General features: G+C 64.2%; 23 protein-coding genes. 14 read left to right on the forward strand and 9 right to left on the reverse strand.

The genetic code is table 11. From position 1 onward, the window contains the following. Positions 1-15 precede the first annotated feature (15 nt). The 9 genes from J0O65_RS19035 to J0O65_RS19075 are packed head-to-tail and all read left to right on the forward strand — an operon-like array spanning position 16 to position 7,486. On the forward strand, positions 16-1,515 hold the full coding sequence (locus J0O65_RS19035) for an NADH-quinone oxidoreductase subunit M (protein WP_215408807.1): 1,500 nt from the start codon (positions 16-18) through the stop codon (positions 1,513-1,515). A 16-nt stretch (positions 1,516-1,531) separates the two neighbouring features. Then, a complete protein-coding gene (gene nuoN / locus J0O65_RS19040; RefSeq protein WP_215408808.1) occupies positions 1,532-3,034 on the forward strand; it encodes an NADH-quinone oxidoreductase subunit NuoN in 1,503 nt (500 codons plus the stop codon). A 3-nt stretch (positions 3,035-3,037) separates the two neighbouring features. Further along, positions 3,038-3,367 (forward strand): DUF2818 family protein, encoded by a 330-nt coding sequence (locus tag J0O65_RS19045; protein WP_215408809.1) that lies wholly within the window; start codon positions 3,038-3,040, stop codon positions 3,365-3,367. Positions 3,368-3,424: 57 nt separating this feature from the next. After that, positions 3,425-3,982, forward strand: coding sequence for an NUDIX domain-containing protein (locus J0O65_RS19050; RefSeq protein ID WP_086140207.1), 558 nt, complete (start codon positions 3,425-3,427; stop codon positions 3,980-3,982). An 8-nt stretch (positions 3,983-3,990) separates the two neighbouring features. Continuing rightward, entirely contained in the window at positions 3,991-4,686 is a 696-nt protein-coding gene (locus tag J0O65_RS19055) for a hypothetical protein (RefSeq protein WP_215408810.1), read from the forward strand. Positions 4,687-4,706: 20 nt separating this feature from the next. Next, complete coding sequence (ispD, locus tag J0O65_RS19060; protein ID WP_215408811.1) at positions 4,707-5,408, forward strand: 2-C-methyl-D-erythritol 4-phosphate cytidylyltransferase; 702 nt, start codon at positions 4,707-4,709, stop codon at positions 5,406-5,408. A gap of 17 nt (positions 5,409-5,425) precedes the next feature. Beyond that, positions 5,426-5,926 (forward strand): 2-C-methyl-D-erythritol 2,4-cyclodiphosphate synthase, encoded by a 501-nt coding sequence (gene ispF / locus J0O65_RS19065; RefSeq protein ID WP_215408812.1) that lies wholly within the window; start codon positions 5,426-5,428, stop codon positions 5,924-5,926. 36 nt (positions 5,927-5,962) lie between these two features. Next, positions 5,963-7,126, forward strand: a complete 1,164-nt coding sequence (locus tag J0O65_RS19070) for a PQQ-dependent sugar dehydrogenase (RefSeq protein ID WP_215408813.1) — start codon at positions 5,963-5,965, stop codon at positions 7,124-7,126. A 57-nt stretch (positions 7,127-7,183) separates the two neighbouring features. After that, entirely contained in the window at positions 7,184-7,486 is a 303-nt protein-coding gene (locus J0O65_RS19075) for a hypothetical protein (protein WP_215408814.1), read from the forward strand. Between the two features lie 3 nt (positions 7,487-7,489). Here the strand turns inward: J0O65_RS19075 and J0O65_RS19080 are convergent, their stop codons facing one another. Further along, entirely contained in the window at positions 7,490-8,704 is a 1,215-nt protein-coding gene (locus tag J0O65_RS19080) for an MFS transporter (protein ID WP_215408815.1), read from the reverse strand. 90 nt (positions 8,705-8,794) lie between these two features. On the opposite strand from J0O65_RS19080, the gene J0O65_RS19085 reads away from it, so the two are divergent. Continuing rightward, a complete protein-coding gene (locus J0O65_RS19085; protein ID WP_099378306.1) occupies positions 8,795-9,415 on the forward strand; it encodes a TetR/AcrR family transcriptional regulator in 621 nt (206 codons plus the stop codon). Here the strand turns inward: J0O65_RS19085 and J0O65_RS19090 are convergent, their stop codons facing one another. Then, entirely contained in the window at positions 9,416-9,754 is a 339-nt protein-coding gene (locus J0O65_RS19090) for an MmcQ/YjbR family DNA-binding protein (protein WP_046683867.1), read from the reverse strand. It abuts the gene before it with no gap. 511 nt (positions 9,755-10,265) lie between these two features. On the opposite strand from J0O65_RS19090, the gene J0O65_RS19095 reads away from it, so the two are divergent. After that, entirely contained in the window at positions 10,266-10,922 is a 657-nt protein-coding gene (locus J0O65_RS19095; protein ID WP_215408816.1) for a CCXG family PEP-CTERM protein, read from the forward strand. Positions 10,923-11,022: 100 nt separating this feature from the next. Here J0O65_RS19095 and J0O65_RS19100 read toward each other — a convergent pair whose 3' ends face one another. From J0O65_RS19100 to J0O65_RS19125, 6 genes are all read right to left on the reverse strand, one after another. Then, entirely contained in the window at positions 11,023-12,003 is a 981-nt protein-coding gene (locus J0O65_RS19100; RefSeq protein WP_215408817.1) for an FHA domain-containing protein, read from the reverse strand. After that, the gene (locus J0O65_RS19105; protein ID WP_215408818.1) at positions 12,000-13,391 is read right to left on the reverse strand and encodes a S1 family peptidase; all 1,392 of its coding nucleotides are present in this window, start codon (positions 13,389-13,391) and stop codon (positions 12,000-12,002) included. The genes J0O65_RS19100 and J0O65_RS19105 overlap by 4 nt, the downstream gene beginning before the upstream one ends. Before the next feature lie 69 nt (positions 13,392-13,460). Next, a complete protein-coding gene (ribA, locus tag J0O65_RS19110) occupies positions 13,461-14,114 on the reverse strand; it encodes a GTP cyclohydrolase II (RefSeq protein WP_215408819.1) in 654 nt (217 codons plus the stop codon). A gap of 221 nt (positions 14,115-14,335) precedes the next feature. Beyond that, positions 14,336-16,573 (reverse strand): PhoX family protein, encoded by a 2,238-nt coding sequence (locus tag J0O65_RS19115; protein WP_215408820.1) that lies wholly within the window; start codon positions 16,571-16,573, stop codon positions 14,336-14,338. Positions 16,574-16,685: 112 nt separating this feature from the next. Then, on the reverse strand, positions 16,686-17,072 hold the full coding sequence (locus J0O65_RS19120; protein WP_152249841.1) for a DoxX family protein: 387 nt from the start codon (positions 17,070-17,072) through the stop codon (positions 16,686-16,688). A 37-nt stretch (positions 17,073-17,109) separates the two neighbouring features. Beyond that, entirely contained in the window at positions 17,110-17,811 is a 702-nt protein-coding gene (locus J0O65_RS19125; RefSeq protein ID WP_215408821.1) for a pirin family protein, read from the reverse strand. A gap of 167 nt (positions 17,812-17,978) precedes the next feature. Here J0O65_RS19125 and J0O65_RS19130 point away from each other — a divergent pair, with 167 nt between their 5' ends. Both J0O65_RS19130 and J0O65_RS19135 read left to right on the forward strand, forming a co-directional pair. Then, positions 17,979-18,905 carry a LysR family transcriptional regulator gene (locus J0O65_RS19130; protein ID WP_099667177.1) on the forward strand — a complete coding sequence of 309 codons (927 nt, stop codon included), beginning with the start codon at positions 17,979-17,981 and terminating at the stop codon, positions 18,903-18,905. A 154-nt stretch (positions 18,906-19,059) separates the two neighbouring features. Further along, positions 19,060-21,219, forward strand: coding sequence for a putative bifunctional diguanylate cyclase/phosphodiesterase (locus J0O65_RS19135; protein ID WP_215408822.1), 2,160 nt, complete (start codon positions 19,060-19,062; stop codon positions 21,217-21,219). Here the strand turns inward: J0O65_RS19135 and J0O65_RS19140 are convergent. Continuing rightward, on the reverse strand, positions 21,216-22,142 hold the full coding sequence (locus tag J0O65_RS19140) for a LysR family transcriptional regulator (RefSeq protein WP_251373841.1): 927 nt from the start codon (positions 22,140-22,142) through the stop codon (positions 21,216-21,218). The genes J0O65_RS19135 and J0O65_RS19140 overlap by 4 nt on opposite strands. 86 nt (positions 22,143-22,228) lie before the next feature. Between J0O65_RS19140 and J0O65_RS19145 the strand changes: the two genes are divergently transcribed. Continuing rightward, positions 22,229-23,452 (forward strand): MFS transporter, encoded by a 1,224-nt coding sequence (locus J0O65_RS19145; RefSeq protein ID WP_215408823.1) that lies wholly within the window; start codon positions 22,229-22,231, stop codon positions 23,450-23,452. Positions 23,453-23,457: the final 5 nt, after the last annotated feature.

Consider the following 23,457-nt stretch of genomic DNA (forward strand, 5'->3'; position numbering starts at 1 on the left):
AGAATACTGAGAACCATGATGCAGTCTACGATTTCTACATTACCTCCTTACCTGAGTCTGTCGATCTGGGTGCCGATCATTTGCGGCGTCCTGGTCCTGGCTCTCGGCCGTGACAGCAAAGCGGGCTTTACCCGCTGGCTGTCGCTGGCCGGCGCCGTGCTCAGCATGCTGTGCACCTTGCCGCTGATCCAGCATTTCGACAACGCCGCGCACGGCATGCAATTCGTCGAAAAAGCACCGTGGATTGAAACTTTCAATATCTGGTACTCGCTGGGTATCGACGGCCTGTCCCTGTGGTTCGTGCCATTGACGGCCTTCATCACCGTCATCGTCGTCATTTCGGCCTGGCAAGTGATCGAGAAGCGCATCGCCCAGTACATGGGCTCCTTCCTGATCCTGTCGGGCCTGATGATCGGCGTGTTCTGCGCGCTGGACGGCTTGCTGTTCTACTTCTTCTTTGAAGCAACCCTGATCCCGATGTTCATCATCATCGGTATCTGGGGCGGTTCGAACCGTGTGTACGCGTCGTTCAAGTTCTTCCTGTACACCTTCTTCGGTTCGCTGCTGACCCTGGTCGCCATCATCTACCTGCGCAATGTGTCGGGCACCTTCGACATCCTGGCCTGGCATGCGTTCAAACTGACGATGAACGAACAGATCTTCATCTTCCTGGCCTTCCTGATGGCGTTTGCCGTCAAGGTGCCGATGTTCCCGGTCCACACGTGGTTGCCGGATGTCCACGTGGAAGCGCCGACGGGCGGTTCCGCCGTGCTGGCCGCCATCATGCTGAAACTGGGCGCCTACGGCTTCCTGCGTTTTTCGCTGCCGATCACGCCGGACGCCAGCCACTATCTGTCGGGCTTCATGATCGCCCTGTCGCTGATCGCCGTCATCTACATCGGTCTGGTTGCCCTGGTGCAAACCGACATGAAAAAACTGGTCGCCTATTCGTCGATCGCGCACATGGGTTTCGTCACCCTGGGCTTCTTCATGTTCAACGACATCTCGGTGCAGGGCGGTATCGTGCAGATGGTGTCGCACGGCTTCATCTCCGGCGCCATGTTCCTGTGCATCGGCGTGCTGTATGACCGCATGCATACCCGCAACATCGCCGACTACGGCGGCGTCGTGAACCGCATGCCGAAATTTGCCGCCTTCTTCGTGCTGTTCTCGATGGCCAACTGCGGTCTGCCAGCGACGTCCGGCTTCGTCGGCGAGTTCATGGTGATCCTGGGCGCGGTGAAATTCAACTTCTGGATCGGCTTGCTGGCTGCAACGGCGCTGATCTGGGGCGCGGCGTACTCGCTGTGGATGGCCAAGCGCGTGGTGTTCGGCAAGATCAAGAACAAGCACGTGGCCGAACTGACCGACATCAACAAACGTGAATTCTTCATGCTTGCTGTGCTGGCCATCGCCGTGCTCGTGATGGGTCTGTACCCAGCCCCGTTCACCGACACGATGCAAACTTCGGTTGCCGACCTGCTGCAGCATGTCGCCATCAGCAAGTTGCCTTAAATAGAAGACCGATAACATGACTAATGCACCTAATCTGGTACCGCTGTACGCGGAAATCTTTCTGCTGATCGCCACGTCGGCGCTCTTGCTGATCGATATGTTCTTGCCTGCGGCGAAGCGTTCGATCACCTACGCGCTGTCCTTGCTGACCCTGGCCGGCTGCGCCTTGCTGACCGTGGGCGACTTCAACGCGGGCACCACCGTCTACACGTTCCACAACATGTTCGTGTCCGACCCGATGTCGCAGCTGCTGAAACTGTTCTCCTACGGCGCCGTGGCGCTGACCCTGATCTACTCGCGCGCCTATGCCACCGACCGCAACATGCTGTCGGGTAACCTGGGCGGCGAGTTCTACGTGCTGGCCCTGTTTGCACTGCTGGGCCAGATGATCATGATCTCGGCCAACAACTTCCTGATCATCTACCTGGGTCTGGAACTGATGTCGCTGTCGCTGTACGCGCTGATCGCCTTGCGTCGTGACAATGCCAAGGCCACGGAAGCGGCCATGAAATACTTCATCCTGGGCGCGCTGGCTTCCGGTTTCATGTTGTACGGTATCTCGATGCTGTACGGCGCCTCCGGCACGCTGGACCTGGGCGAACTGCGCGTGGCGCTGGAAAACGGCAAGACCAACGGCACCATCATGGTTTTCGGCCTGGTGTTCCTCGTCGCCGGCCTGGCCTTCAAACTGGGCGTCGTGCCATTCCACATGTGGGTGCCTGACGTGTATCAAGGTTCGCCGACGGCCGTGACCCTGCTGCTGGGCGCGGCGCCGAAACTGGCCGCCTTCGCCATCACCCTGCGCTTGCTGGCCGAAGGCTTGCTGCCGATGGCGCATGACTGGCAGCAAATGCTGCTGGTGCTGGCCGTGATGTCGCTGGCCATCGGTAACTTCACCGCCATCGCGCAAACCAACCTGAAGCGCATGTTGGCGTACTCGACAATCGCACAGATGGGCTTCGTTCTGCTGGGTCTGCTGTCCGGCACCGTGGATGCACCGAACAACACCCTGAACGCGGCCGGCGCAGCCACCGCCTACGGCGCCTCGATGTACTACGTCATCACCTACGTGTTCACCACCTTGGGTACCTTTGGCGTGATCATGTTGTTGGCACGTAATGGTTTCGAAGCAGACGAACTGGCCGACTTCAAGGGCCTGGGCAAACGCAGCCCGATCTTCGCGCTGGTGATGACCCTGTTCATGTTCTCGCTGGCCGGCGTGCCGCCGCTGATGGGCTTCATGGCCAAGTACTCGGTGCTCGCCTCCGTGCTGGCCACGGGCCAGCTGTGGCTGACCATCGCCGCCGTGCTGTTCTCGCTGATCGGCGCCTTCTACTACCTGCGCGTCGTGAAAATGATGTGGTTCGACGAGCCGGCGGACAGCAATGCGCTGGTCGTGCATGGCGACATGCGCGTCGTGCTGGCCCTGAACGGCGTGTTCGTCCTGGCGCTGGGCGTGATGCCGAACAGCATCCTGGCTGCCTGCGCGACGGCCATCACCAAGACCCTGGCGTCCTGACCGATGGATGTCACCGCCTCGAGCTGGCTGGTGATCGCCCTGGGCATCCTGGGCGCCAACCTGCCTTTCCTGAACGAGAAACTGTTTGCCGCCGTGCCGCTGAAAAAGGCGGCGCAGGCAGACGGGGGCAAAGGCTGGCGCAAGCCGCTGGCGCTGCGCCTGCTGGAGATGGTGATTCTGTACTTCATCGTCGGCGCCGTGGCGTTCGCGCTCGAAGCGCGTATCGGCAACGCTTTCCCGCAGACGTGGGAGTTCTATGCCATCACGGGCTGCCTGTTCCTGGTACTGGCTTTCCCAGGTTTTGTAACCCGTTACCTGCGCAAACGACATTAGCCCCATCGACCGAAAGCGGCGCCTCTGGCGCCGTTTTTTATTGAATAAAGGAATTGCATGGATACGAATCTGATTGAAACCAAAGTGGACGGCGAACTCGTCTATCAAGGCGGCTTCCTGCGCGTGCAGCGCGACCGCGTTGCTCTGCCTGACGGCAAGATCACGGCGCGCGAATTCGTCCTGCATCCGGGCGCCGTCGTCATCCTGCCGCTGCTCGACGACGGCACGGTGCTGATGGAACGCCAGTACCGCTATCCGCTGGACCGGGTCTTCATTGAATTCCCGGCCGGCAAGATCGACGCGGGCGAATCGCACCTGGCTTGCGCCCAGCGCGAGCTGCTGGAAGAAACCGGCTACACGGCCAGCGACTGGCAATTCGTCTCCACCATCCATAACGCCATCGCCTATTCCGACGAGCACCTGGAGCTGTTTCTGGCGCGCGGCCTGGTGGCCGGCGAACGCCAGCTCGACGAGGGCGAATTCCTCGAAACGTTCACGGCCACGGTGCCGCAGCTGCTCGACTGGGTCAGGGATGGCACCATCACGGACGTGAAAACCGTCATCGGTATCTTCTGGCTCGACAAGATCACCAGCGGCGCCTGGCAGCCGGCCTGATTCCGCGCATGCGCACGGCGATCTTCCTGCTGCTGGCCCTGGCCAGCCTGGGCGCGCATGGGGCGGCGCGCACGCCGTTCCAGGTGCGCTGCGAAGACACGATCAGCAAGACGGTGTCCGTGCTGACGGCGCGGCAGAATGGCTACTCCATCGACACGCATCTGCCTTACAAGGCCCTGACGGTGATGAAGGGCACGGCGCGCGCGAATACCTGGGTGCTGGGCCTGACCAAGACCGATTCGCAGGTGCGGATCGCGCTGGCCGGTCCCATGCTGCAAGACCCGGCCAGCGGCTACGAATGCGTGGCGCCGCAAATTACCGTGAGCCTCACGTATGCGCCCGTGGTGATCTATATCGGCCGCGAGTTTGCTCCCGGCACTTGCGCGTATGATGAGATACTCGCGCATGAGCTGCGGCACATGAAAACCTATATGGAACATCTGCCGCGCGTGGAAAAGACCGTGCGCGCCGCGCTGGCCAGGCGCTTCGAGGCGCGGCCCCTGTATGCGCCCAGCGGCACGGCCAAGGCGGCGCTGGCGCGCGAGATCGACACGGGCTGGTTGCCGTACATCAAGGCTGAAATGCGCAAGGTGGAAACCTTGCAGGCGGCCATCGATTCTCCGCAAGAATATGCGCGCCTGGGCAAGGCGTGCAAGGGCGAGATCCAGAACATCCTGGCGGGCAAGACAGCGCCCGCCAACTAGCGAATTAGATGAGGAATGGCATGACAGCAGCACCGAACACCGTCCGCTACTTTGCGCTGATTCCCGCCGCCGGCGTGGGCGCGCGCATGGAGGCGGGCAGTCCCAAGCAATATTTACCGATCGCCGGCAAACCCATGCTGCGCCACGCGCTCGACGCCTTTCTCGCCAGCCCGCTGATCGCGCACACGTATGTCGTCGTCAGCGCCGAGGACGGCCAGATCGACGCCGTCGTGCCGGAGCAGGGCGTCACCGTCCTGCGCTGCGGCGGCGCCACGCGCATGGAAACCATCCTGAATGGCTTGCAGGCGCTGCACGGCAGCATCAATGCCCACGACCAAGTGCTGGTGCACGACGCGGCGCGGCCCGGCCTGACGCCGGCGCTGATCGCAAAGCTGATCATGGAAGTGGGCGAGCATGCGGCCGGCGGCTTGCTGGCCTTGCCCGTGGTCGACACCGTCAAGCGCGCGGGTCCTGGCAGCCTGTCGGCGCAGACGGTGCCGCGCGATGGCCTGTGGCTGGCGCAGACGCCGCAAATGTTTTCCTATGCCTTGCTGCACCGGGCCTTGTCCGAAGCGCCCGACCCGCAAGCGATCACCGACGACGCCAGCGCCGTCGAAGCGCTGGGCCTGGCGCCCAGGCTGGTCGAAGGCCACCCGCGCAACCTGAAGGTGACCTTGCCGCGCGACATACACACGGCCGAGCTGTATTTGGCCCATTCCTGAATGTTAAAGAGACCCGCATGAACACAACGACTCCCGTATTGCCTTTCCGCATCGGCCAGGGCTATGACTGCCACGCGCTGGTGGAAAACCGCGACCTGATCATCGGCGGCGTGAAGATCCCCCATCACCTGGGCCTGCTCGGCCATTCCGACGCGGACGTGCTGCTGCACGCCATCACGGACGCGCTCTTCGGCGCCGCCGCCCTGGGCGACATCGGCCGCCATTTCCCCGATGCGGACGCGCAATTCAAGGGTGCCGATTCGCGCACCCTGCTGCGCGAAGCCGTGCGCCGCGTGCAGGCGACCGGCTATATCATCGGCAATATCGACGCCACCATCATCGCCCAGCGCCCGAAAATGGCGCCGCACATCGCCGCCATGTGCGCCAACGTGGCCGAAGACCTGGGCGTGAGCGTGGGCCAGGTCAACATCAAGGCCAAGACGAATGAAAAACTCGGCTATCTGGGCCGCGAAGAGGGCATCGCGGCCGAAGCCGTGGCCTTGCTGCTGCGCGCCTGATACGCCACCGACCATCGATCACTGACAGGAGAGAGCATGTTCCAGCTACGCCGTACCAGCATCTTGCTTGCATGGGCACTGGCCGCCGCGCCATCGGCCTGGGCCGAACTGCAAGCCACGGGCGAGCCGCCCGCCGCGCAACAGCCCTGGAAGGCCGTCACCGTTGCGCAGGGCGTGCGCCAGCCGTGGGGTATCGCCTGGCTGGGCGAGGGACGCGCGCTGGTCACCAGCAAGCAGGGTACCTTGCATCTGCTGAATGGAAAGACTTTTACCGACGTGGCGCTGGAAGGCATGCCCAAGGTGTTTACGGGCGGGCAGGGCGGACTGCTCGATATCGTGCTGCACCCGCAGGATGCGGGCAAGGCGCAGCAACGCGTGTATATGACGGTGTCGACCGGCAACAATGACGCGAACCGCACGACCCTCGTGCGCGGCGTGTTCGACGGCAAGAAGGTGACGGGCATCCAGACCCTCTTCAAGGTGGCCACGGACAAGAGCGGCGGCCAGCACTTCGGCTCGCGCCTGCTGTGGCTGCCGGACGGCACTTTGCTGATGAGCGTGGCCGATGGCGGCAATCCGCCGCTGCGCATCGGTGATCGCCTGGCGCGCGAGCAGGCGCAAAACCTGGCCACGCACCAGGGTTCCATCCTGCGCCTGACGGAAGACGGCAAGCCGGCGCCCGGCAATCCGCTGGCGGCCAAGGGCGCGCTGCCGGAAATCTGGTCGCTTGGCCACCGCAACGTGCAGGGGCTGGCGCTCGATCCCGTGTCGGGACGCGTGTGGGCCACGGAGCATGGCCCGTATGGCGGCGACGAGCTGAATCTGGTGGTAGCGGGCGGCAACTATGGCTGGCCATTGCAAAGCTATGGCGCCGACTACAAGACGCATGAACCGGTCGGCAAGCACGAAGTGGCCGGCATGCTCAATCCGAGCGTGGCCTGGGTGCCGTCGCCGGCGCCGTCGGGCCTGGCCGTCTACACGGGCGACAAGATCGCCGCCTGGCGCGGCAGCATCTTCAGCGGCGGCTTGGCTGCCAAGGATATTCGCCGCATCGCCGTCGACGCCAGCGGCAAGGTGACGGGGCAGGACCGCCTGGCCATCGGCGCGCGCGTGCGCGACGTGCGCCAGGGGCCGGACGGCTACCTGTATGCGCTGACGGATGAAGACAACGGCCGCCTGCTGCGCATCGTGCCGCAGTAACACGGCAGGCGCCCACTTCGCTTAAGATGGCGCCTTTACTTCCTTCAAGGTGGCGGCATGGCCCGTGATACTTATGCATACCGGCACGTCGCCGTCGAATCGCGCGCGATTCATGGCCGCGTGGAAATCCGCCCCGTGCCGGGCCAGGCCTTCTCTCCCGAACTAGCCGTGCAGTGCTCGCGCCGCCTGGTCGATTTGCAGCGCTATCCGCTGGGCAGCCGTTTCTTGCTCTTTGCCAAGCTGACGGACCGCCTGGGCGGCACGCCCTTCCTGTATGCGTATCACGGCGACGCGGACGTGCTGATGACGCCGGCCGAAGTGACGAAATTCCTTGGGGAATTTCGCCGCGGCCGCATCTGATTCCTACGAGGCGATGCAGGCCGCGCCGGCCTTGGCGCCGGCCCGCGGTTTGCCGAAGAGCGCGATCGTCAGGGCGCAGCCGAGGGCGAACAGGCCGCCCACCACCATCGCGCTGGCCACGCCAAGCCGGTCGACGGCCAGGCCACCGAGCAAGGCGCCCGACGCCAGCGACACTTGCACGATGGCGACAAACAGTGCGCTGCTGCCTTCCATCAACTCCGGCGCCGCCTTGAACATCCATGTCTGCACGGCGATCGGCATGGCGCCGAAACCGAAGCCCCACACGGCCACCAGCAGCATGGCCGTGAGCGCATGGCTGCCCAGCGCGGCGAGGGCCAGGGTGGACAAGCCCAGCACGGCGCCCGTCGCCATCAGCGCGGCCCGTTCGTGGCGGCCGGCGGCCCAGCCGCCCACGAGGTTGCCGATGAAGCCGGAAGCGCCGTACACGAGCAGCATGGCGCTGACGGTGCCGGCCGCCAGGTGCGAGATTTGCGTGAGGAAGGGCGCGATATACGTGTAGGCGGCGAACTGGCCCGTGAACAGCATGGCCGTGGCGATCAGGCCCAGCCTGGCCTTGCGGATGCCGAAAATCATCGGCAACTGGCGCAGGCGGATGGCCTGTGTCGGCGGCAGCCTGGGCAGCAGCAACAGCTGGCCGACGAAGACCAGCACGGCGATGGCGCTGGCCGCGCCGAAGGCCACACGCCAGCCGACCAGGTCTCCCACCAGCGCGCCGGCCGGCACGCCCGCCACCGTGCCCAGCGAGACGCCGGCGAAGATGATGGACATGGCGCGCGACGCATGTTGCGGCGCCACCAGGCGCGGGCCGATGGCGCTGCCGATGGCCCAGAAGCCGCCCACGCCCACGCCCAGCATGGCGCGTCCCAGCAGTATCCACGCATACGAGGGCGCCAGCGCCACCAGCAGGTTCGAGGCCACCAGCAGGGCCGTGAGGGCCAGCAGCACGATGCGGCGGTCCAGGCGGCCGGAGCCGACGGTGACGAAAATGGCGGCAAACGCTGCGACGATGCCGGGCGTGGTGATCATCAGCCCCGCCTGGCCCTTGCTGATGGCCAATTCGGCGGCCATGGCGGGCAGCAGGCCGACGGGCAGGAATTCGGAGGTGACGAGGGCGAAGGCGCCGATGCCGACCGATAAGACGGCCAGCCAGGGCGCCACGGTGGTATCGTCGCCAGTAGTGTTGGAAGATGTATGCATAGGGGTTCCTGAAAAGCCGGAGGTTTTTAACCGGTCGGTATATAATCAGGGCAGGCGGACAGTGTTGTCAATAATTTTTTACCGAACGGTATGAAACAAGATAAAAAAGAGGAAGCCGTCAAGGCGAAGACGGGGCGGCCACGCACGTTCGACGCGGACGAGGCGCTCGATTGCGCCATGAAAGTGTTCTGGGAAAAAGGCTATGAAGGCAGTTCCTTGCCGGAATTGACGAAAGCCATGGGCATGAACCGGCCCAGCCTGTATGCCGTCTTCGGCAACAAGGAGCAATTGTTCCACAAGGCGCTCGAGCGCTACAGCGACACGCGCATGCGGTTTTTCGATGCGGCGCTGGAACAGCCGACGGCGCGCCAGGTGGTGGAAGCCTTGCTGACGCAGTATGTCGACGCGCAAACCATGCCCGACGGCCCGCACGGCTGCATGGGCGTCAATGCGGCGCTCGCCTGCAGCGACGACGCCTTGCCGATCCGCGATGAACTGTTCGCGCGCCGCCTGCGCGGTGAAATCAAGCTGCGCGACCGCTTGCGGCGCGCCAAGGAAGAGGGGGATTTGCCGCCCGATTCCTGCCCGGAGCAGCAGGCGCGCTTCGTCGTGACCCTGTCGCAGGGCATGGCCATTCAGGCGGCGGCCGGCGTCTCGCGCGAACAATTGCAACAGATGGTGGGATTGCTGCTGCGCAATTGGCCGCTGTAGCTATCCAGTCGGGGCGATGGTCTTGGCCAAGTCGCTGGGCGCCTTGCGCCGCCAGGCAGCCGTCAGGGCGGCGGCCAGCATGTCCAGCTCGGCGTCCGCCAGGCACACGGTGATGCCGGCCAGGCGTTCGCCCCACCAGAGTTTCTCGCAGCCCGATGGCGTGATGACGGTGGCGATATGCGCCGCTTCCGCATCGAGCAGCACGTTGATGTGCTCGTCATCGGGCAGGGTGGCAAAGATCTTCCCGCCCACGCGGAAGGCTGGACGGTCGTGGTGTTCTTCCTCGCTGGTGTCGGGAAACGACAGTGCCAGATAGCGTAGTTCTTCCAGGTCGACCATTCCTCTTTCCCCCTGTTCGGATAGATAGCAGCGTGACTACATTTTGCCATGCTGTTTCGCCGCGTGGTGCAGCGGCATGCGAAAAGAAATGCGCAAGATGCGACAGTGGCGGACTTGTCTGTGGTGCCGCCGCGACACGCCACGCGTCGCGCACGGTCATCACGGCAGAGTGGGGCGCGGCGTTTTTGGCCCGCCCGAAACTGCTTGCCAGAAAAATATCGTTTATGGTTAAAAGAAAAATACTTTTCTTGTAGGGAATTTAAGATAGAATAGCGTCAACGCCTTACCTGACCCGTCACCGTCTGGCCTTGTCCGGGGAACCCGAACCCTTTCCAGGACGCTTGCAGTGCCGCCATGGCACGCCGCAAGTCCGCGCTGTTGTGCGGAAGCCACGTCCCCGACCGCTCATCCTTGTAATTCATAGCGCTAGCCGACACGCCTCAATGCAGCGTGTATTGAGCTCCTGCGCTCCTTGCTGCGCCCACTGAATACTTACTTACTGGATACCATCATGAAAAACTTGCCTAAAATCGCCTTGTCCCTGATCGCTGTCGGTGTGTTTGCCCACGCGAACGCCAGCACCATCACCCTGTCCACCGGTTTCTCGAACGCCGGTGCGCAAGCTTCCGCCGCCGCTTACCAGTCCGTCGTGAACGCCGCCGTGGCCACGCCCGGCGCCGGCTATGGTTCGACGACGATAGCCAGCTACGACAACGTCAACAACAGCAGCCTGTTCGGCAGCGGCTCGAACATCGCCTTCAAGTCGGTGATCAACTTTGGCGTCAGCGCCGCCGATGCGGGCGCCTGGAGCTTCCGCACCGGCGTCGACTTCGGCAAGGGCGGCGCCCTGTTCCTCGATGGCGTGGCGCTGGACTTCAAGAGCAACGACATGTGGTGGGCAGGCAACTACAACAATGCCAGCCAGTTCCTCAGCGGTTCGAGCACCCTGGCGGCCGGCAACCATACCCTGAGCATCTACGGCCTGGAAAACTGCTGCGATGGCGGCCAGCAAGCGCAGTTCAAGGCGGGCAACAATAATTTCGTCAGCTTTGGCGCGCAGGACGGTTTGATCTCGGCCGTCCCTGAGCCTACCACCTACGCCATGCTGCTGATCGGCCTGGGCTTGCTGGGCTTCACGGCGCGCCGCAAGCAGGCGGACAAGTTCTAAGCGCAAGTTTTAATTAACGATATTGCGCGCGCCACACGGCGCACATCATAAAGCCCGCCGGTCTGCCAGGACACGGCGGGCTTTTTTTGCATGCGCGTTGTCAGTCGCCGCTGTCGTCGTCTTCGTCGGCGCCCTTGGCCGCCTTGCCCCGCTCGGCATCGACGTCGCGCCGCAGGCGGGCCGCGTCGCGGAAGAAGGCGTCCGTCGTGTGATCCGGGCTCAGGCGCAAGGCCGGCGGGTAGATCACCGACATGTACGCCTCGTCGGCCAGGCGGCCGCTGATCTGCAGGTTGCTCAGCAGGATCAGGGTCGAGCCGATGATGGTCAGCACGACGGCGACGAGGCCGAAGCGGCGCGGGTGCTGCGGCTTGATCGTGCACAAATGGTGGTAGATCATGGCGCAGACGATGACGATGAACATATGCCGTCCATAGCGCGTCAGCACTTCCAGCGACAGTGCATACGCCGCCACGTTGCTGGACAGTTCCCACGCTTCCATGGCCAGCAAGCCGCAACCGATGATGAACAGGTGGCGGCCGAAGCGCGCCACATGGCCGAACAGGCGGTTCGCCACGGCCCAGATCGATGCCCACACGAGGCCGCCGGCCAGCGCGGTGGCGATGATCATCAGGTAGGAAATCGGGTCGAAGGCGTCCGCGTCGGCGAGCCAGTTGCTGAAGGCGGCCGAGGCGCCGATCATGGCCAGGCCGGCGATGGCGGGGCGCAGGCCTTCCCAGTCGTGCCGCGTCGTATCGCCCAGTTCGGGCGCCACCGGCTGGTCGCTGGCGCGCACGCGCAGGCGCGTGTGGCCCAGGCGCACGATGCTGTTGCCGCTCAAGGCCACTTCCAGTTGCCGTTGTCCCCGGTGGATCACGCCATTCTGGCTGCCCAGGTCGCGCAGCAGCAGGCCGCCTGCGCCGTCGTCCTCGACGATGGCGTGCGCGGGGGCCGTGTGCGCGTCGTCGAGGATGAAGTCGTTGTCATAGCCGCGGCCGATGCGGATCGGCAGCGATTCGATGCGCTGGCGCTGCCGCACTTCGCCATTCTCGGCGAGGATTTCGATGAAGTACGGTGCTTTCATGGCTTGCGCGCACTTTCCCGCGACAGCGCTTCGAGGAAGGTGCGCGTGACGCGCATGCCGTTGGCGTAGGACACGCCGCGCGCGTCGATGCGGCTTTGCAGGCTCATCTGTGGCGCATCGGTGCTGGCGGCCAGCAGGGCAAAGTCGTACAGGCCGGTAAACTTGCGGTAGGCGCGCACGCACAGGACGGCGCGCAAGGGCAGGGTCTTGTTCTTGACGAACTGTTCGGTGCAATGGGGGCCCGTCAGGTGCGCGCTCTTGTAGCTGCCGAAACTTTCATTCTTGAACGAGGCGCTGGCCAGCCCGGCAAAGCGCAACGCGCCCAGTTCGCTGCTGCGCAAAAATTCGTGGCGCATCGACACTTGTCCCGTCTGCAGGGCGCCGGAGATGAAGATGGCCGATTCCATGGCGCAGCTGGTGTTGTCGAGCATGTAGGGCTTGTCGGACTTGACGTTGGAGCGGCCCCAGCAGCGCATCTGGTCGGACTCGCGTACGGGCACGCGGTACGGGCCCATGGCTTTCAGGCTCAAGGGCGTGTCGAGCAGGCGCGCCAGCATGACTTCCTGGTGCGCCAGCAGTTGCGCCGTCACCAGCGGCTTGAAGTCCTTCGGCGGCTTGCCTTGCTGCGCCACCTTGGCCAGCAATTGCTGGGCATAGCGGGCGGGCACGAGAAAACTGACGAGTTCGCCGTCGAGGCGTTTCGATACATTCACGCCGGCGACGTCGCCATTCGCCGTCACGCTGGGGCCGCCACTCATGCCGGAATTGATCGGTCCCGTAAACATCAGCTGGTCGTAGAAGCTACGCGTGACGACGCCGTTGTACGAGCCTTCCGAGATGGCGAAGCCCAGGTCCAGCGGATTGCCCATCGAATACAGGTACTGGCCCTGGGTCAGCGGCGCCAGCGGCTCCGGCATCTTGAAGAAACCCGTGCCGTGGCGGTTCACGCGCAGCACGGCCAGGTCGTGCAGCACGTCGACGGCCAGCAATTCCACATTGCCGCGCTGGCCGCTGGTGTCGACCCATTCGCCCACGTAGGTGTCCGGGTCGAGCGCGAATTGCGACACGACGTGATAGTTGCTCACCACCAGGTCGCCCGTGCCGATCAAAAAGCCCGAGCCCACCGACGATTGCGTGCGGCCGTTTTTCAGCAGCACGCGCACTTGCAGGATGTCGGCGCGCGCGGCCGTGTACAGCTTTTGCGCGGCCGACGAGGGCGGCGGCAGGGCCGCATGTTCGGTGGCGGCGGGCGCGGCGGTGGCCGGCGGTGGCTTGATGGGGGGAGTCGACGCGGCGAGAGGCGCGGCTGGCGCAGGCGCCGGAGCCGCGTGGGCGCCTGCGGCAGCGCACAGGCTGGCCAGCAAGCAGGCGTAGTCAGATAATTTCATGCATCCTTTGTGCGTGAGCCGGAGCGAAGCGGGCGCGGCAACGGCGCAGACGCCGCGCCGGCCCGGGCATTACAGGGCGCCGTCTTCCAGCGCCGGCGCCGTTTCCGGCGTCATCATGTGACCGAGCTTGCTTTGCTTGGTATTCAGGTAATGCTGGTTGAAGGCGTTGCGGTTCACCAGCAGCGGCACCCGCTCGGCCACCGTGATGCCCAGCGCTTCCATGGCGGCGATCTTGCGCGGGTTGTTCGTCATCAAGCGCAGGCTGTGGATGCCGAATTGCGCAAACATGGGCTTGCACAAGGTGTAGTTGCGCGCATCGGCCTTGAAGCCCAGCTGTTCATTCGCCTGCACCGTGTCGGCGCCAGCCTCCTGCAGGCGGTAGGCGCGGATCTTGTTGATCAGGCCGATGCCGCGTCCTTCCTGGCGCAGGTACAGCAAGATGCCGCGGCCTTCCTCGGCGATGCGTTTCAAGGCGCCTTCGAGCTGGGCGCCGCAGTCGCAGCGCTGGGAAAACAGCACGTCGCCCGTCAGGCACTCGGAATGCACGCGCGCCAGCACGGGGTCGCCGTTGCCGATATCGCCCAGCACCATGGCCAGGTGTTCCTTGCCCGTGGCGTGCTCGACAAAGGCGTGCAGGGTGAACTGGGCCCACGGCGTCGGCAGTGCGCAGGAAGTCGTGTAATCCAATTCGCCTGTCGCCAGGAGGTCTGCGCCGCTTTGCATGGTTGTGCTCATATAAGTAATTATCAAAAAATAAAAGGCGCGCGACACCACTGCGGTGCCGGCGCGCCTTGCCATCATACCAAAAAGCAGGGAAACGTTTTCCCCGACTGCCATTCGGTCGTCGCAATGTCTGGTGATCAGCCTTACTTAGGGACACTTCCTCCTATTACAAGGTGAATTGCCGGCTTTGCCTGGCGGATGCCGCCGCCAGGCACGGGGCATCAGCTGCCGATGCGTCCGCCATCGTTCTTGGTGATCACGATGGTGGCCGAGCGGGGACGCTTGCCGGCGCCATAGCCGGCGTTGGCCGGCCACTGGCTTGTGTACTTGGACGGATCGCCGATATTGGCCAGCGCGGTGTTTTCGCCCGGATGCTGGATGTTGATGAACATGGTCTTGCCATCGGGCGTTTCGCTGATGCCCGTGATTTCCGAGCCGACCGGCCCCACCAGGAAGCGCTTGAGCGTGTCGGCCGTGGGTTTCTTGCCGATGAAGGTGTCGACCGCCAGGTTGCCGCCGGCCGCCGTCGCGTAGTTCAGGGTCGACTTGGCGCCGTCGCCGACCTTGCCGGGGATGGCCGCCAGCATCATGCAGTTGGTCACGTCCGTGTACGCGCCATCGTCGGTCTGGATCCAGCAGATGCCCGTGTAGGGGCTGAAGGCCAGGCCGTCCGGGCTCGAGAAATCCTGCTCGGCCGTCAGGTTCGACAGGTTGATCTTGCTGGCGTCGGCGCCGCTCTCGGCGCCAAACAGGTAGACATCCCAGCTAAAGCTGGTGGCCGCGGCCGCGCCCGTGCCTTCCTTGAAGCGGATGATGTGGCCGTTCGGATTGCCGTTCTGCGCGCTGCTGCCCTTCATGTCCGTGTAGGCGCGCGGATTGGCGCTGTCCGGCGCCAGCTGCGACGAGCCGCTCGGATTGACGGTGCGGTTCGAGTTGTTGGTCAGCGTGTAATAGATTTCGCCATTGGCCGGGTTGACCGAGCACCATTCCGGACGGTCCATCTTGGTCGCGCCCACGGCGTCGGCCGCCAGGCGGGCATTGACCAGCACGTCGGCCAGGTCGGCGAACTTGTAGGCGCCGTACGCCTGGATCAGCGGGTTCGACAGGGTCAGCTCGATCCACTGGCCCGTGCCGTCGGCGGCCAGCTTGGCCACGTACAGCTTGCCCGAATCGAGGTATTTGTCGCCGGTGGCGATGCGGTCGGCCGGGTTGGCATCCGCGGCGGCCCAGACGGCCGTCGTGACGAACTTGTAGATGTATTCGTTGCGCGAATCGTCGCCCATGTAGACGGCCAGCTGCTGGCCCACGGCCGGCACGCTGAAGGCGGCGCTTTCGTGCGCGTAGCGGCCCAGCGCCGTGCGCTTGCGGATAGGGCGGGTCTTGTCGTACGGATCCATCTCGACGATGTAGCCCATGCCGTTCAATTCATTGCGGTAGTCGTCGCTGCCGTCGGCGGAGGCGCCGGTCTTGCTCAGATTCCAGCGCGCGTATTTGTCGTCGCTGCCGCCCGTTTCCCAGCCGTGGCGCGAGGCGCCGCCCTGGCTGCGGCCATAGCGGTTCAGCGAAGCGACGGACTTGTCGCCGCGCGCCGCATTGTCGGTGGCCGAGCGCGTGAAGTAGCCGGCCCAGTTTTCTTCGCCGGACAGGTAGCTGCCCCAGGGCGACTTGCCCGTGCCGCAGTTGTTGATGGTGCCGCGCGTCTTGGTGCCGGTCGGCGAATACTTGGTCACCACGAGGGCGTTGCCGCGTACCGGGCCGGCAAGCTCGACGTCCGTCAGCGGCGTGACGCGGCGGTTGAAGGCGGAGTCGTTGACGGTGGCCCAGGTGCTGCCCGTCTTTTTGACTTCCACCACGCTCAGGCCGTGGACGGCCACTTCCTTGTCGACTTCGGCGGCGGGGCGCGGCAGCGTCGTGGTGCCGCCGTTCACGTGCAGGAAGTGCGAGGACAGTTTCTCGTCGGTGGTCGCTTCGTGGTTCATCGCCAGCAAGCCCCGTTCGGCGCCGGACGCCAGCGGCGCGCCGGCGGCGGAGAGGCCGTAGTATTCCATGCCGTCGTGGTGGTCGCCGGCGCGGTTGTCGAAATCGGTATCGCTGCCGTCGTTCTTGTAGGCGGGCGTGGCCGCGCGCAGCGAGTCGCCCAGCGCATACAGGGCGGTGGCCGTGTAGCCGGCCGGCACCGACACGACGTCGGCCAGGCTTTTCGGCACGGCCGTGAAGGCCAGCAGTTTTTCGGGTGTCGGCGTCGGGGTGACGGCGGCCGCATCGCTGCCGCCGCCGCAAGCGGACAGGCCCATCGACCCCATGACGGCGGTGGCGGCCGTGACGGCGCTGCCGCGCAGCCAGTTGCGGCGGCTCAGGCGGGCGTTCAGGATGCTGTTGAAATGGTTGTCGTGGGACGCGTTGCTGTCAATGTCGTTCAGATCGGTGGCGCGGATGGCCAGATCGTTGGGCTTGTTCATGGGCTGCGATGTCCTGTGGTTGCGTGATTAAATGGCAAGCGCATGATAGTCAGCCTATGTGACCGGGCCATGTCAGCTTGATGACAGGACGGTGACAGGCAGCCCCCCAGCCTTATCGCACCTTGCGAAAACCGCGCTCCACCAGCAGCAGCATGCCGCCGAAGATGGACAGATTCTTCAGGAAGTTCGTCAGCTGGTCCTGGAAGTGGGCCGCATCGGCGCTCCAGAAGGCGTGGAAGATCACGGTGGTCGGGATCAGGAACAGCGCCAGGGCCAGCGCCGCCCAGCGCGCCTGCCAGCCCGTGATCAGCAGCAGGCCGCCGCCCACTTCCAGGGCGATCACGCCCACCAGCAGGATATTGGCGATCGGCAAGCCCTGGCTGGCCATGTAGCCGGCCACCCCCGCGAAGGCGCCGATTTTCAGCAAGCCCGAGACAAAGAACAGTACGCCAAGGGCGGCACGGCCGAGGGGCAGCAAGACGTTGGTTTTGTTTTCCATGATTTTTCTCTTTCTATACTTTCTATACATTGATCAATTATTTGGGTAAGTCGAAGACGAGGAATTCCGCATCTTCCGGCTGCGTGATGATGACGCTGGCCTCCTGCGTCAGTTTCAGCGCATCGCCCGCTTTCAAGGGCGTGCCGTTGACCACCAGGCTGCCGCGGATCAGGTGCACATAGGCGAGGCGGCCTTCGTCGAGCGCATGTTCCGCCTGTTCGCCTTCCTGCAGGATGCTGGCGTAGATGGCCGCATCCTGGTGGATCAGCACGGAACCCTGGCGGCCGTCGGACGAGGCGATCAAACGCAGCTTGCCCCGTTTGCTTTCCGGCGTGAAGTGTTTCTCTTCATAGCTGGGCGGGATGCCCGTCACGTTCGGCTGGATCCAGATCTGCAGGAAGTGCAGGCCATCCGTGTTTGAATGGTTGAACTCGCTGTGGCGCACGCCGCTGCCGGCGCTCATGCGCTGCACATCGCCGTAGTGCAGGACGGAGCCGGTGCCCATGCTGTCCTTGTGTTCCAGCGCGCCGTCGAGCACGTACGAAATGATTTCCATGTCGCGGTGGCCGTGCGTGCCGAAACCCTGGCCTGGCGTGACCCGGTCTTCATTGATCACCAGCAGGGGGCCAAAGCCCATGTGCAAGGGATCATGGTAGCTGCCGAAGGAAAAGCTGTGGTGGGAATTGAGCCAGCCGTGGTTGGCGGCGCCGCGTTCTTCGCTATGACGAATCTGTAACATGGTGGACTCCGTTTCTATAGGTTAATGTGCGATAATTTCGAAGGACCGTTGCCTGACGCTATGCCGTGGCTTCTTTTCAGCCCTTCGCTGTACGATGGAGAAAGTATAGACCGCTCGGCAGGGAAAGAAAAACGGAAAATCTTGCGTACTATTATCGAAAAAATCGAATGTTAAGACTGAGCCTGGAAGCCCTGCAAATCGTCGACGCCATCGACCGCCGCGGATCGTTCTCATCGGCCGGCAAGGAGTTGCATAAAGTCCCGTCCACCATTTCCTATACGGTGGCCAAGCTGGAAGACGACCTGGGCGTGCAGGTGTTCCAGCGCAATGGTCCGAAAGTCATGCTGACGGCGGCCGGGCAGGAATTGCTGAAAGAGGGCCGCTACCTGTTGAAGGCGGCACAGGACCTCGAGCACCGCGTGCGCCGGGTGGCGTCCGGCTGGGAAACGGAATTGTCGATCGGCATCGATTCCATGTTTTCCGCCGTGGCCCTGGCCGACGACGTGCGCGCCTTTTACGACGTGGCGCAGCAGACGCGCTTGCGCCTGTCGCAAGACACCCTGTCGGGTACCTGGGAAGCGCTGCTGGACCGGCGCGCCGACTTGCTGGTGGGCGCGCCCGGCGACGGGCCGGCGGGCGGCGGCTATATCGCGCAACCGATCGGCATGCTCGACTTCGTGTTTGCCGTGGCGCCCACGCATCCGCTGGCGCAGGTGGCGGAGCCCTTGTCGCGCGGCCACCTGCAGCAGCATCGGGCCGTGGTGGTGGCCGATTCTGCGCGCCAGATGGCCCCGCGCACGGTGGGGCTGCTGCTGGGACAAGATGCCTTGAGCGTGCCCAACATGCAGGTCAAGTTCGACTACCAGGTGCTGGGGCTGGGCTTTGGCTTCCTGCCGGGGCCGTGCGCCCGCGCCGCCATCGCGCGCGGCTTGCTGGTGGAAAAGGCCGTGGAAGAGCCGAAACCGTCGGAAACGTTTTACCTGGCCTGGAGAGTGGGCGAGGATGGCGCCGCGCTGCGCTGGTGGATGGCGCGCATGCGCGAACCGGATGTGTTTGCGCGCCTGGCGCAACATCTGCCCGGCCATTCGGCGTAGGCCTTAAAATGTTGACATACGCCAACACTTTTAAGTTACCATATTCACAGTATTTCCCGCCCGACTTCGACGCCCCATAGTGGGATTTTGATGATTACACACACCGCAGCGCCCCTGATATGCCCCCCAGACCTGGCCCACGAGTGGGGTTGCCATGCTTGAGGCGAAGGTTGCGCTGTGCCTGCGCCTGGCCCAGGAGGCCCGTGAACAGGCGGGACCGCAGCAGGCCGCCACCCTGGCGCGGCTGCAGGAAGAGCTGGAGCGGCTGCGCGGCGCCAGCCGGCCCGTGGTGCGCGTGGCGCCGGCCGACGCCTTGCTGGAAATCGATCCCGATGGTTTCCTGATCGGCTGGAACCACGGCGCCGAACAGATGTTCGGCTATTCCGAACTGGAAGCGCTGGGCCAGCACATCCTGTTTCTGTATCCGGAAGACGACGCGGAAGCGAGCGTGCTGGAACTGCATTTCACCCAGGGCGACGTGGCCACCGATGTGCGCCGGCGCAAGAAGTCGGGCATGGTGACGTGGTTGCGCATGCACCGCCACGTGATCCACGACCAGGCGGGCAAGGCTTGCGGCATGGCCGTGCGCCTGTCGGCCATGAGCGAGCCGCTGTCCGACGTGGACAAGGTCAAATTGCACGCGCGTATCATCGAAGACAGCGAGCAAGCCGTGCTGATCACGGATGCGGAGGAGCGCATCGTGTCAATCAACAGTTCCTTCAGCCGCATCACCGGCTACTCGCCGGCCGAAGCCATCGGCCGCACGCCGGACTTGCTGCGCTCGGGCGTGCACGATCCCGATTTCCGCGCCAAGGTGCGCGCCGCCATGCGGGGCCATGGCTCCTGGCGCGGCGAAATCATCGGCAAGCGCAAGAATGGCGAACTGTTCCCGCAAGACGTCACCATCAGCGTCGTGCGCGACGAGTACGGCGAAATCAGCCACGTGTTTTCCCTGTTTTCCGATATCTCGGTGCACAAGGATGCCGAGGCCCGCATGCAGCGCATGGCCAACTACGACAGCCTGACGGGCTTGCCCAACCGCTGCCTGCTGAATCAATTGGTCGACCAGGGCCTGGCCGAAGCGAAACGCCAGGGCACGCATGGCGCGCTGATGGTCATCGACATCAGCCGCATCGGTTCCATCAGCGACACGCTTGGGCATGAAGTGGGCGACCAGCTGGTGATCGCCATCGGCCAGCTGTTCCGCGGCGCCCTGCGCGACGCGGACATCCTGGCGCGCGTCGACAACAGCAAGTTCGTCGTGGCCCTGCTGCATATCGAAAAGCGCGAACACGCGGCGAACGTGGCGCAAAAGCTGCTCAACCTGCTGGAGGCGCCGATCAATATCGATGCGCATGCCTTGCACGTGGGCGCCAGCATCGGCATCACCGTGTATCCGGAAGACGGCCTGGAAGCGCCGGCCCTGTTCCGCTTTGCCGACGTGGCCGTGGCCAAGGCGGCGCAGACCATCGAATCGACCTTCCTGTTTTACCGCGAAGACATGAACCGCAGGGCCAAGGAACATTTGCGCCTGGAAAGCGAGATGCGCCTGGCGCTGGGCGACAAGGAGCTGGAATTGCATTACCAGCCGAAAGTGAGCCTGGCCAGCGGGCGCATCGTGGGCGCGGAAGCCTTGCTGCGCTGGAAGCATCCGATGCGCGGCATGGTTTCGCCCGGCGTCTTCATCCCCGTCGCCGAGGAGACCAGTTTGATTTTAGAGCTGGGCACCTGGGTGCTGGACGAGGCGTGCCGCCAGATCCGCAGCTGGGAAGACCGTGGCCTGCACATGCCGGCCATCGCCGTCAACCTGTCGGCGCGCCAGTTCGATGAACAATTGCCGGCGCGCATAGCGGCCGTGCTGGAACGCTACCGCGTGCGGCCCGAGCAGATCATGCTGGAAATCACGGAAAGCCTGCTGATGCGCGGCGCCGACAAGGTGATCGACATCATGAACCAGCTGGTGGCCATGGGCCTGGCGCTGGCGCTGGACGACTTCGGCACCGGCTATTCCAGTCTCGCCTACCTGAAGAAATTCCCCATCAGTACACTGAAAATCGACCGCTCCTTCGTCATCGGCTTGCCGTTCGAGGAAAACGACTGCGCCATCGCCCGCGCCATCGTCACCATGGCGCAGCAGCTGCGCCAGGAAATCGTCGCCGAAGGGGTGGAAACGGCCGAGCAGATGCGCTTCCTGCGCGAACTGGGCTGCGACCAGCTGCAAGGCTATCTGTTCAGCCCGGCCGTGCCGGCGGCCGAATTCGAGCTGATGCTCGATGAAGGCCGGCAGTTGCGGCTGGAGGCGGTGGTGGTTTAGGCATCGCTCAGTCTCACTTTTTCCAGCAGATAATCGAGCATCACGCGTACCCTGGCCGGCACTTGCAAACCCGGTCCCACGAAGACGGCGTGCACGACTTCCTTGTCGCCCGGATTGTATTCCGGCAGCACTTCCAGCAATTGACCTTGTTCGATATCGCGCCGCACGTGCTGGCGCGAAAAGCGTCCCAGTCCCATGCCGGCCAGCACCAGCTGGCGCATGCTTTCGCCATCGCTGACGCAGGTATTGCCTTGCGGCGCCACCTGCACGGTGTTGCCGGCCTCATCGAGGAAGGGCCAGGTTTCGTTCTGGCAGCGGAAGTTGAATGCCAGCAGATTGTGCCGCGACAGTTCCTGCGGCGTGCGCGGCAGGCCGTGGCGCGCCGCGTACGCGGGCGAGGCCACCACCACCATCGTGTCTTCGCCCAGCTTGCGCGCCACCAGGTTCGATTCCTTCAGCTTGCCCGTGCGGATGGCGATGTCGGTGCGGTCTTCCAGCAAGTCGACGATGGCATCGCTGACGACGACGTCGAGCACGATGTCGGGATAGCGCTGCGCGAACTCGGGCAGGATGGGCAGCAGATGGCGCACGCCGAACGGCACGAAACAGTTGATGCGCAGGCGCCCGCGCGGCGCCGCCCCCTGCGAAGCTTCACGCTCGGCGCCGTCGATATCGTCGAGGATGCGCTTGCACTGGATAAAGAAGGCGTCGCCCTCGGGCGTGGTGTGCAGCTGGCGCGTGCTGCGCTGCAGCAAGCGCGCGCCGAGCCGCGCTTCCAGGCGATTGACGAGCTTGCTGACGGCCGACGGCGTCAGGGCCAGGCGGCGCGCGGCGGCGGAAAAGGTCCCCGTTTCCACCACGGCGACAAACACGGCCATCTCGAACGCGCGGTTGATGTCTTGCCTGGCCATTATTGAATCCATTTCACAGGTGTTTCCATTGTGAGAGTCTATATCAAAAGTATTTCTCTCGATACACTGGCTGGCTTGAACCCATCGTTGGAGCCATCATGACCACCGCACACCCTGTTACCACTTCCGCCAGCACCATGCCGCCCGGCGTGCTGGCGCTGGCCGTCGGCGCCTTCGCCATCGGCGTCACCGAATTCATCGTCGTCGGCATCTTGCCGGCCATCGCCAAGGATTTGTATATTTCCATTGAATCGGCCGGCTCGCTGGTCAGCCTGTATGCGCTGGCGCTGGCCATCGGCACGCCGCTGCTGGTGCTGCTGATGTCGCGCCTGCCGCGCAAGGCCGCCTTGCTGGGCCTGATGAGCGTGTTCCTGGCCGGTAACCTGCTGGCCGCCTTTTCCCACACGTTTGAATGGTTGCTGGCGGGGCGGGTCATCACGGCCGTGGCGCATGGCACCTTCTTTGCCATCGGCGCCACCGTGGCGGCCTGCCTGGTCAGCAAGGCGCAGGCGGGCAGGGCGATTTCCGTGATGTTTGCGGGACTGACCCTGGCCATGGTGATCGGCGTGCCGCTCGGCAGCTTCCTCGGCAACCTGATGGGCTGGCGCTTGCCCTTCTTTGCCGTCGTCGTGCTGGCCGCGCTGGGCCTGGCCGCCATGGCGCGCTGGCTGCCTGCCGGTTTGCAGCAGGGCAAGGGCGGCAAGGCCATGACGCAGCTGGCGGCGCTGGGCAGCGGCCCCATTCTCACCATGATGGCGGTCACCACGTTTGGCTTCGGCAGCAGCTTTGCCGCCTTCACTTTCATCACGCCCATCCTGACGGATGTGACGGGCTTTTCCGTCACCATGGCCAGCGCCTTGCTGATCGTGTTCGGCATCGCCACCTTCGCCGGCAACCTGGCCGGCGGCTACCTGACGAGCCACCTGGGCTGGCAAAAAGCCTTGCGATGGATGCTGCTGTTGCTGGCCGTCACGCAAGTGGGCGTGGCCCTGGCCATCGCGTCGCCGTGGCTGATGACGGTGATGCTGTTCGTGTGGGGCGTGTTCGCCTTCGGCCTGTCGCCTGCCCTGCAGGCCGGCATGCTGGCCACGGCCGAGCGCTACACGCCCAGGGCCGTCGATTTCGCCTCGGGCCTGAACATTTCCGCGTTTAACCTGGGCATTTCCTTCGGTTCCATGCTGGGCGCGCTGATGGTGTCGCGCCAGCTGATGGCGTCGTCGCCGTGGGCGGGCGTGGCCGCCGCCTTGCTGGCCCTGCTGCCGCTGGCCTGGCTGGCGCGCCGCAACCTGGCCGCCCATGTGGCGGGGGCGGCCGTGCACTGAGCAGT

This window comes from Janthinobacterium sp. JC611, from assembly GCF_018682595.1.
Taxonomy (GTDB): domain Bacteria; phylum Pseudomonadota; class Gammaproteobacteria; order Burkholderiales; family Burkholderiaceae_D; genus Janthinobacterium.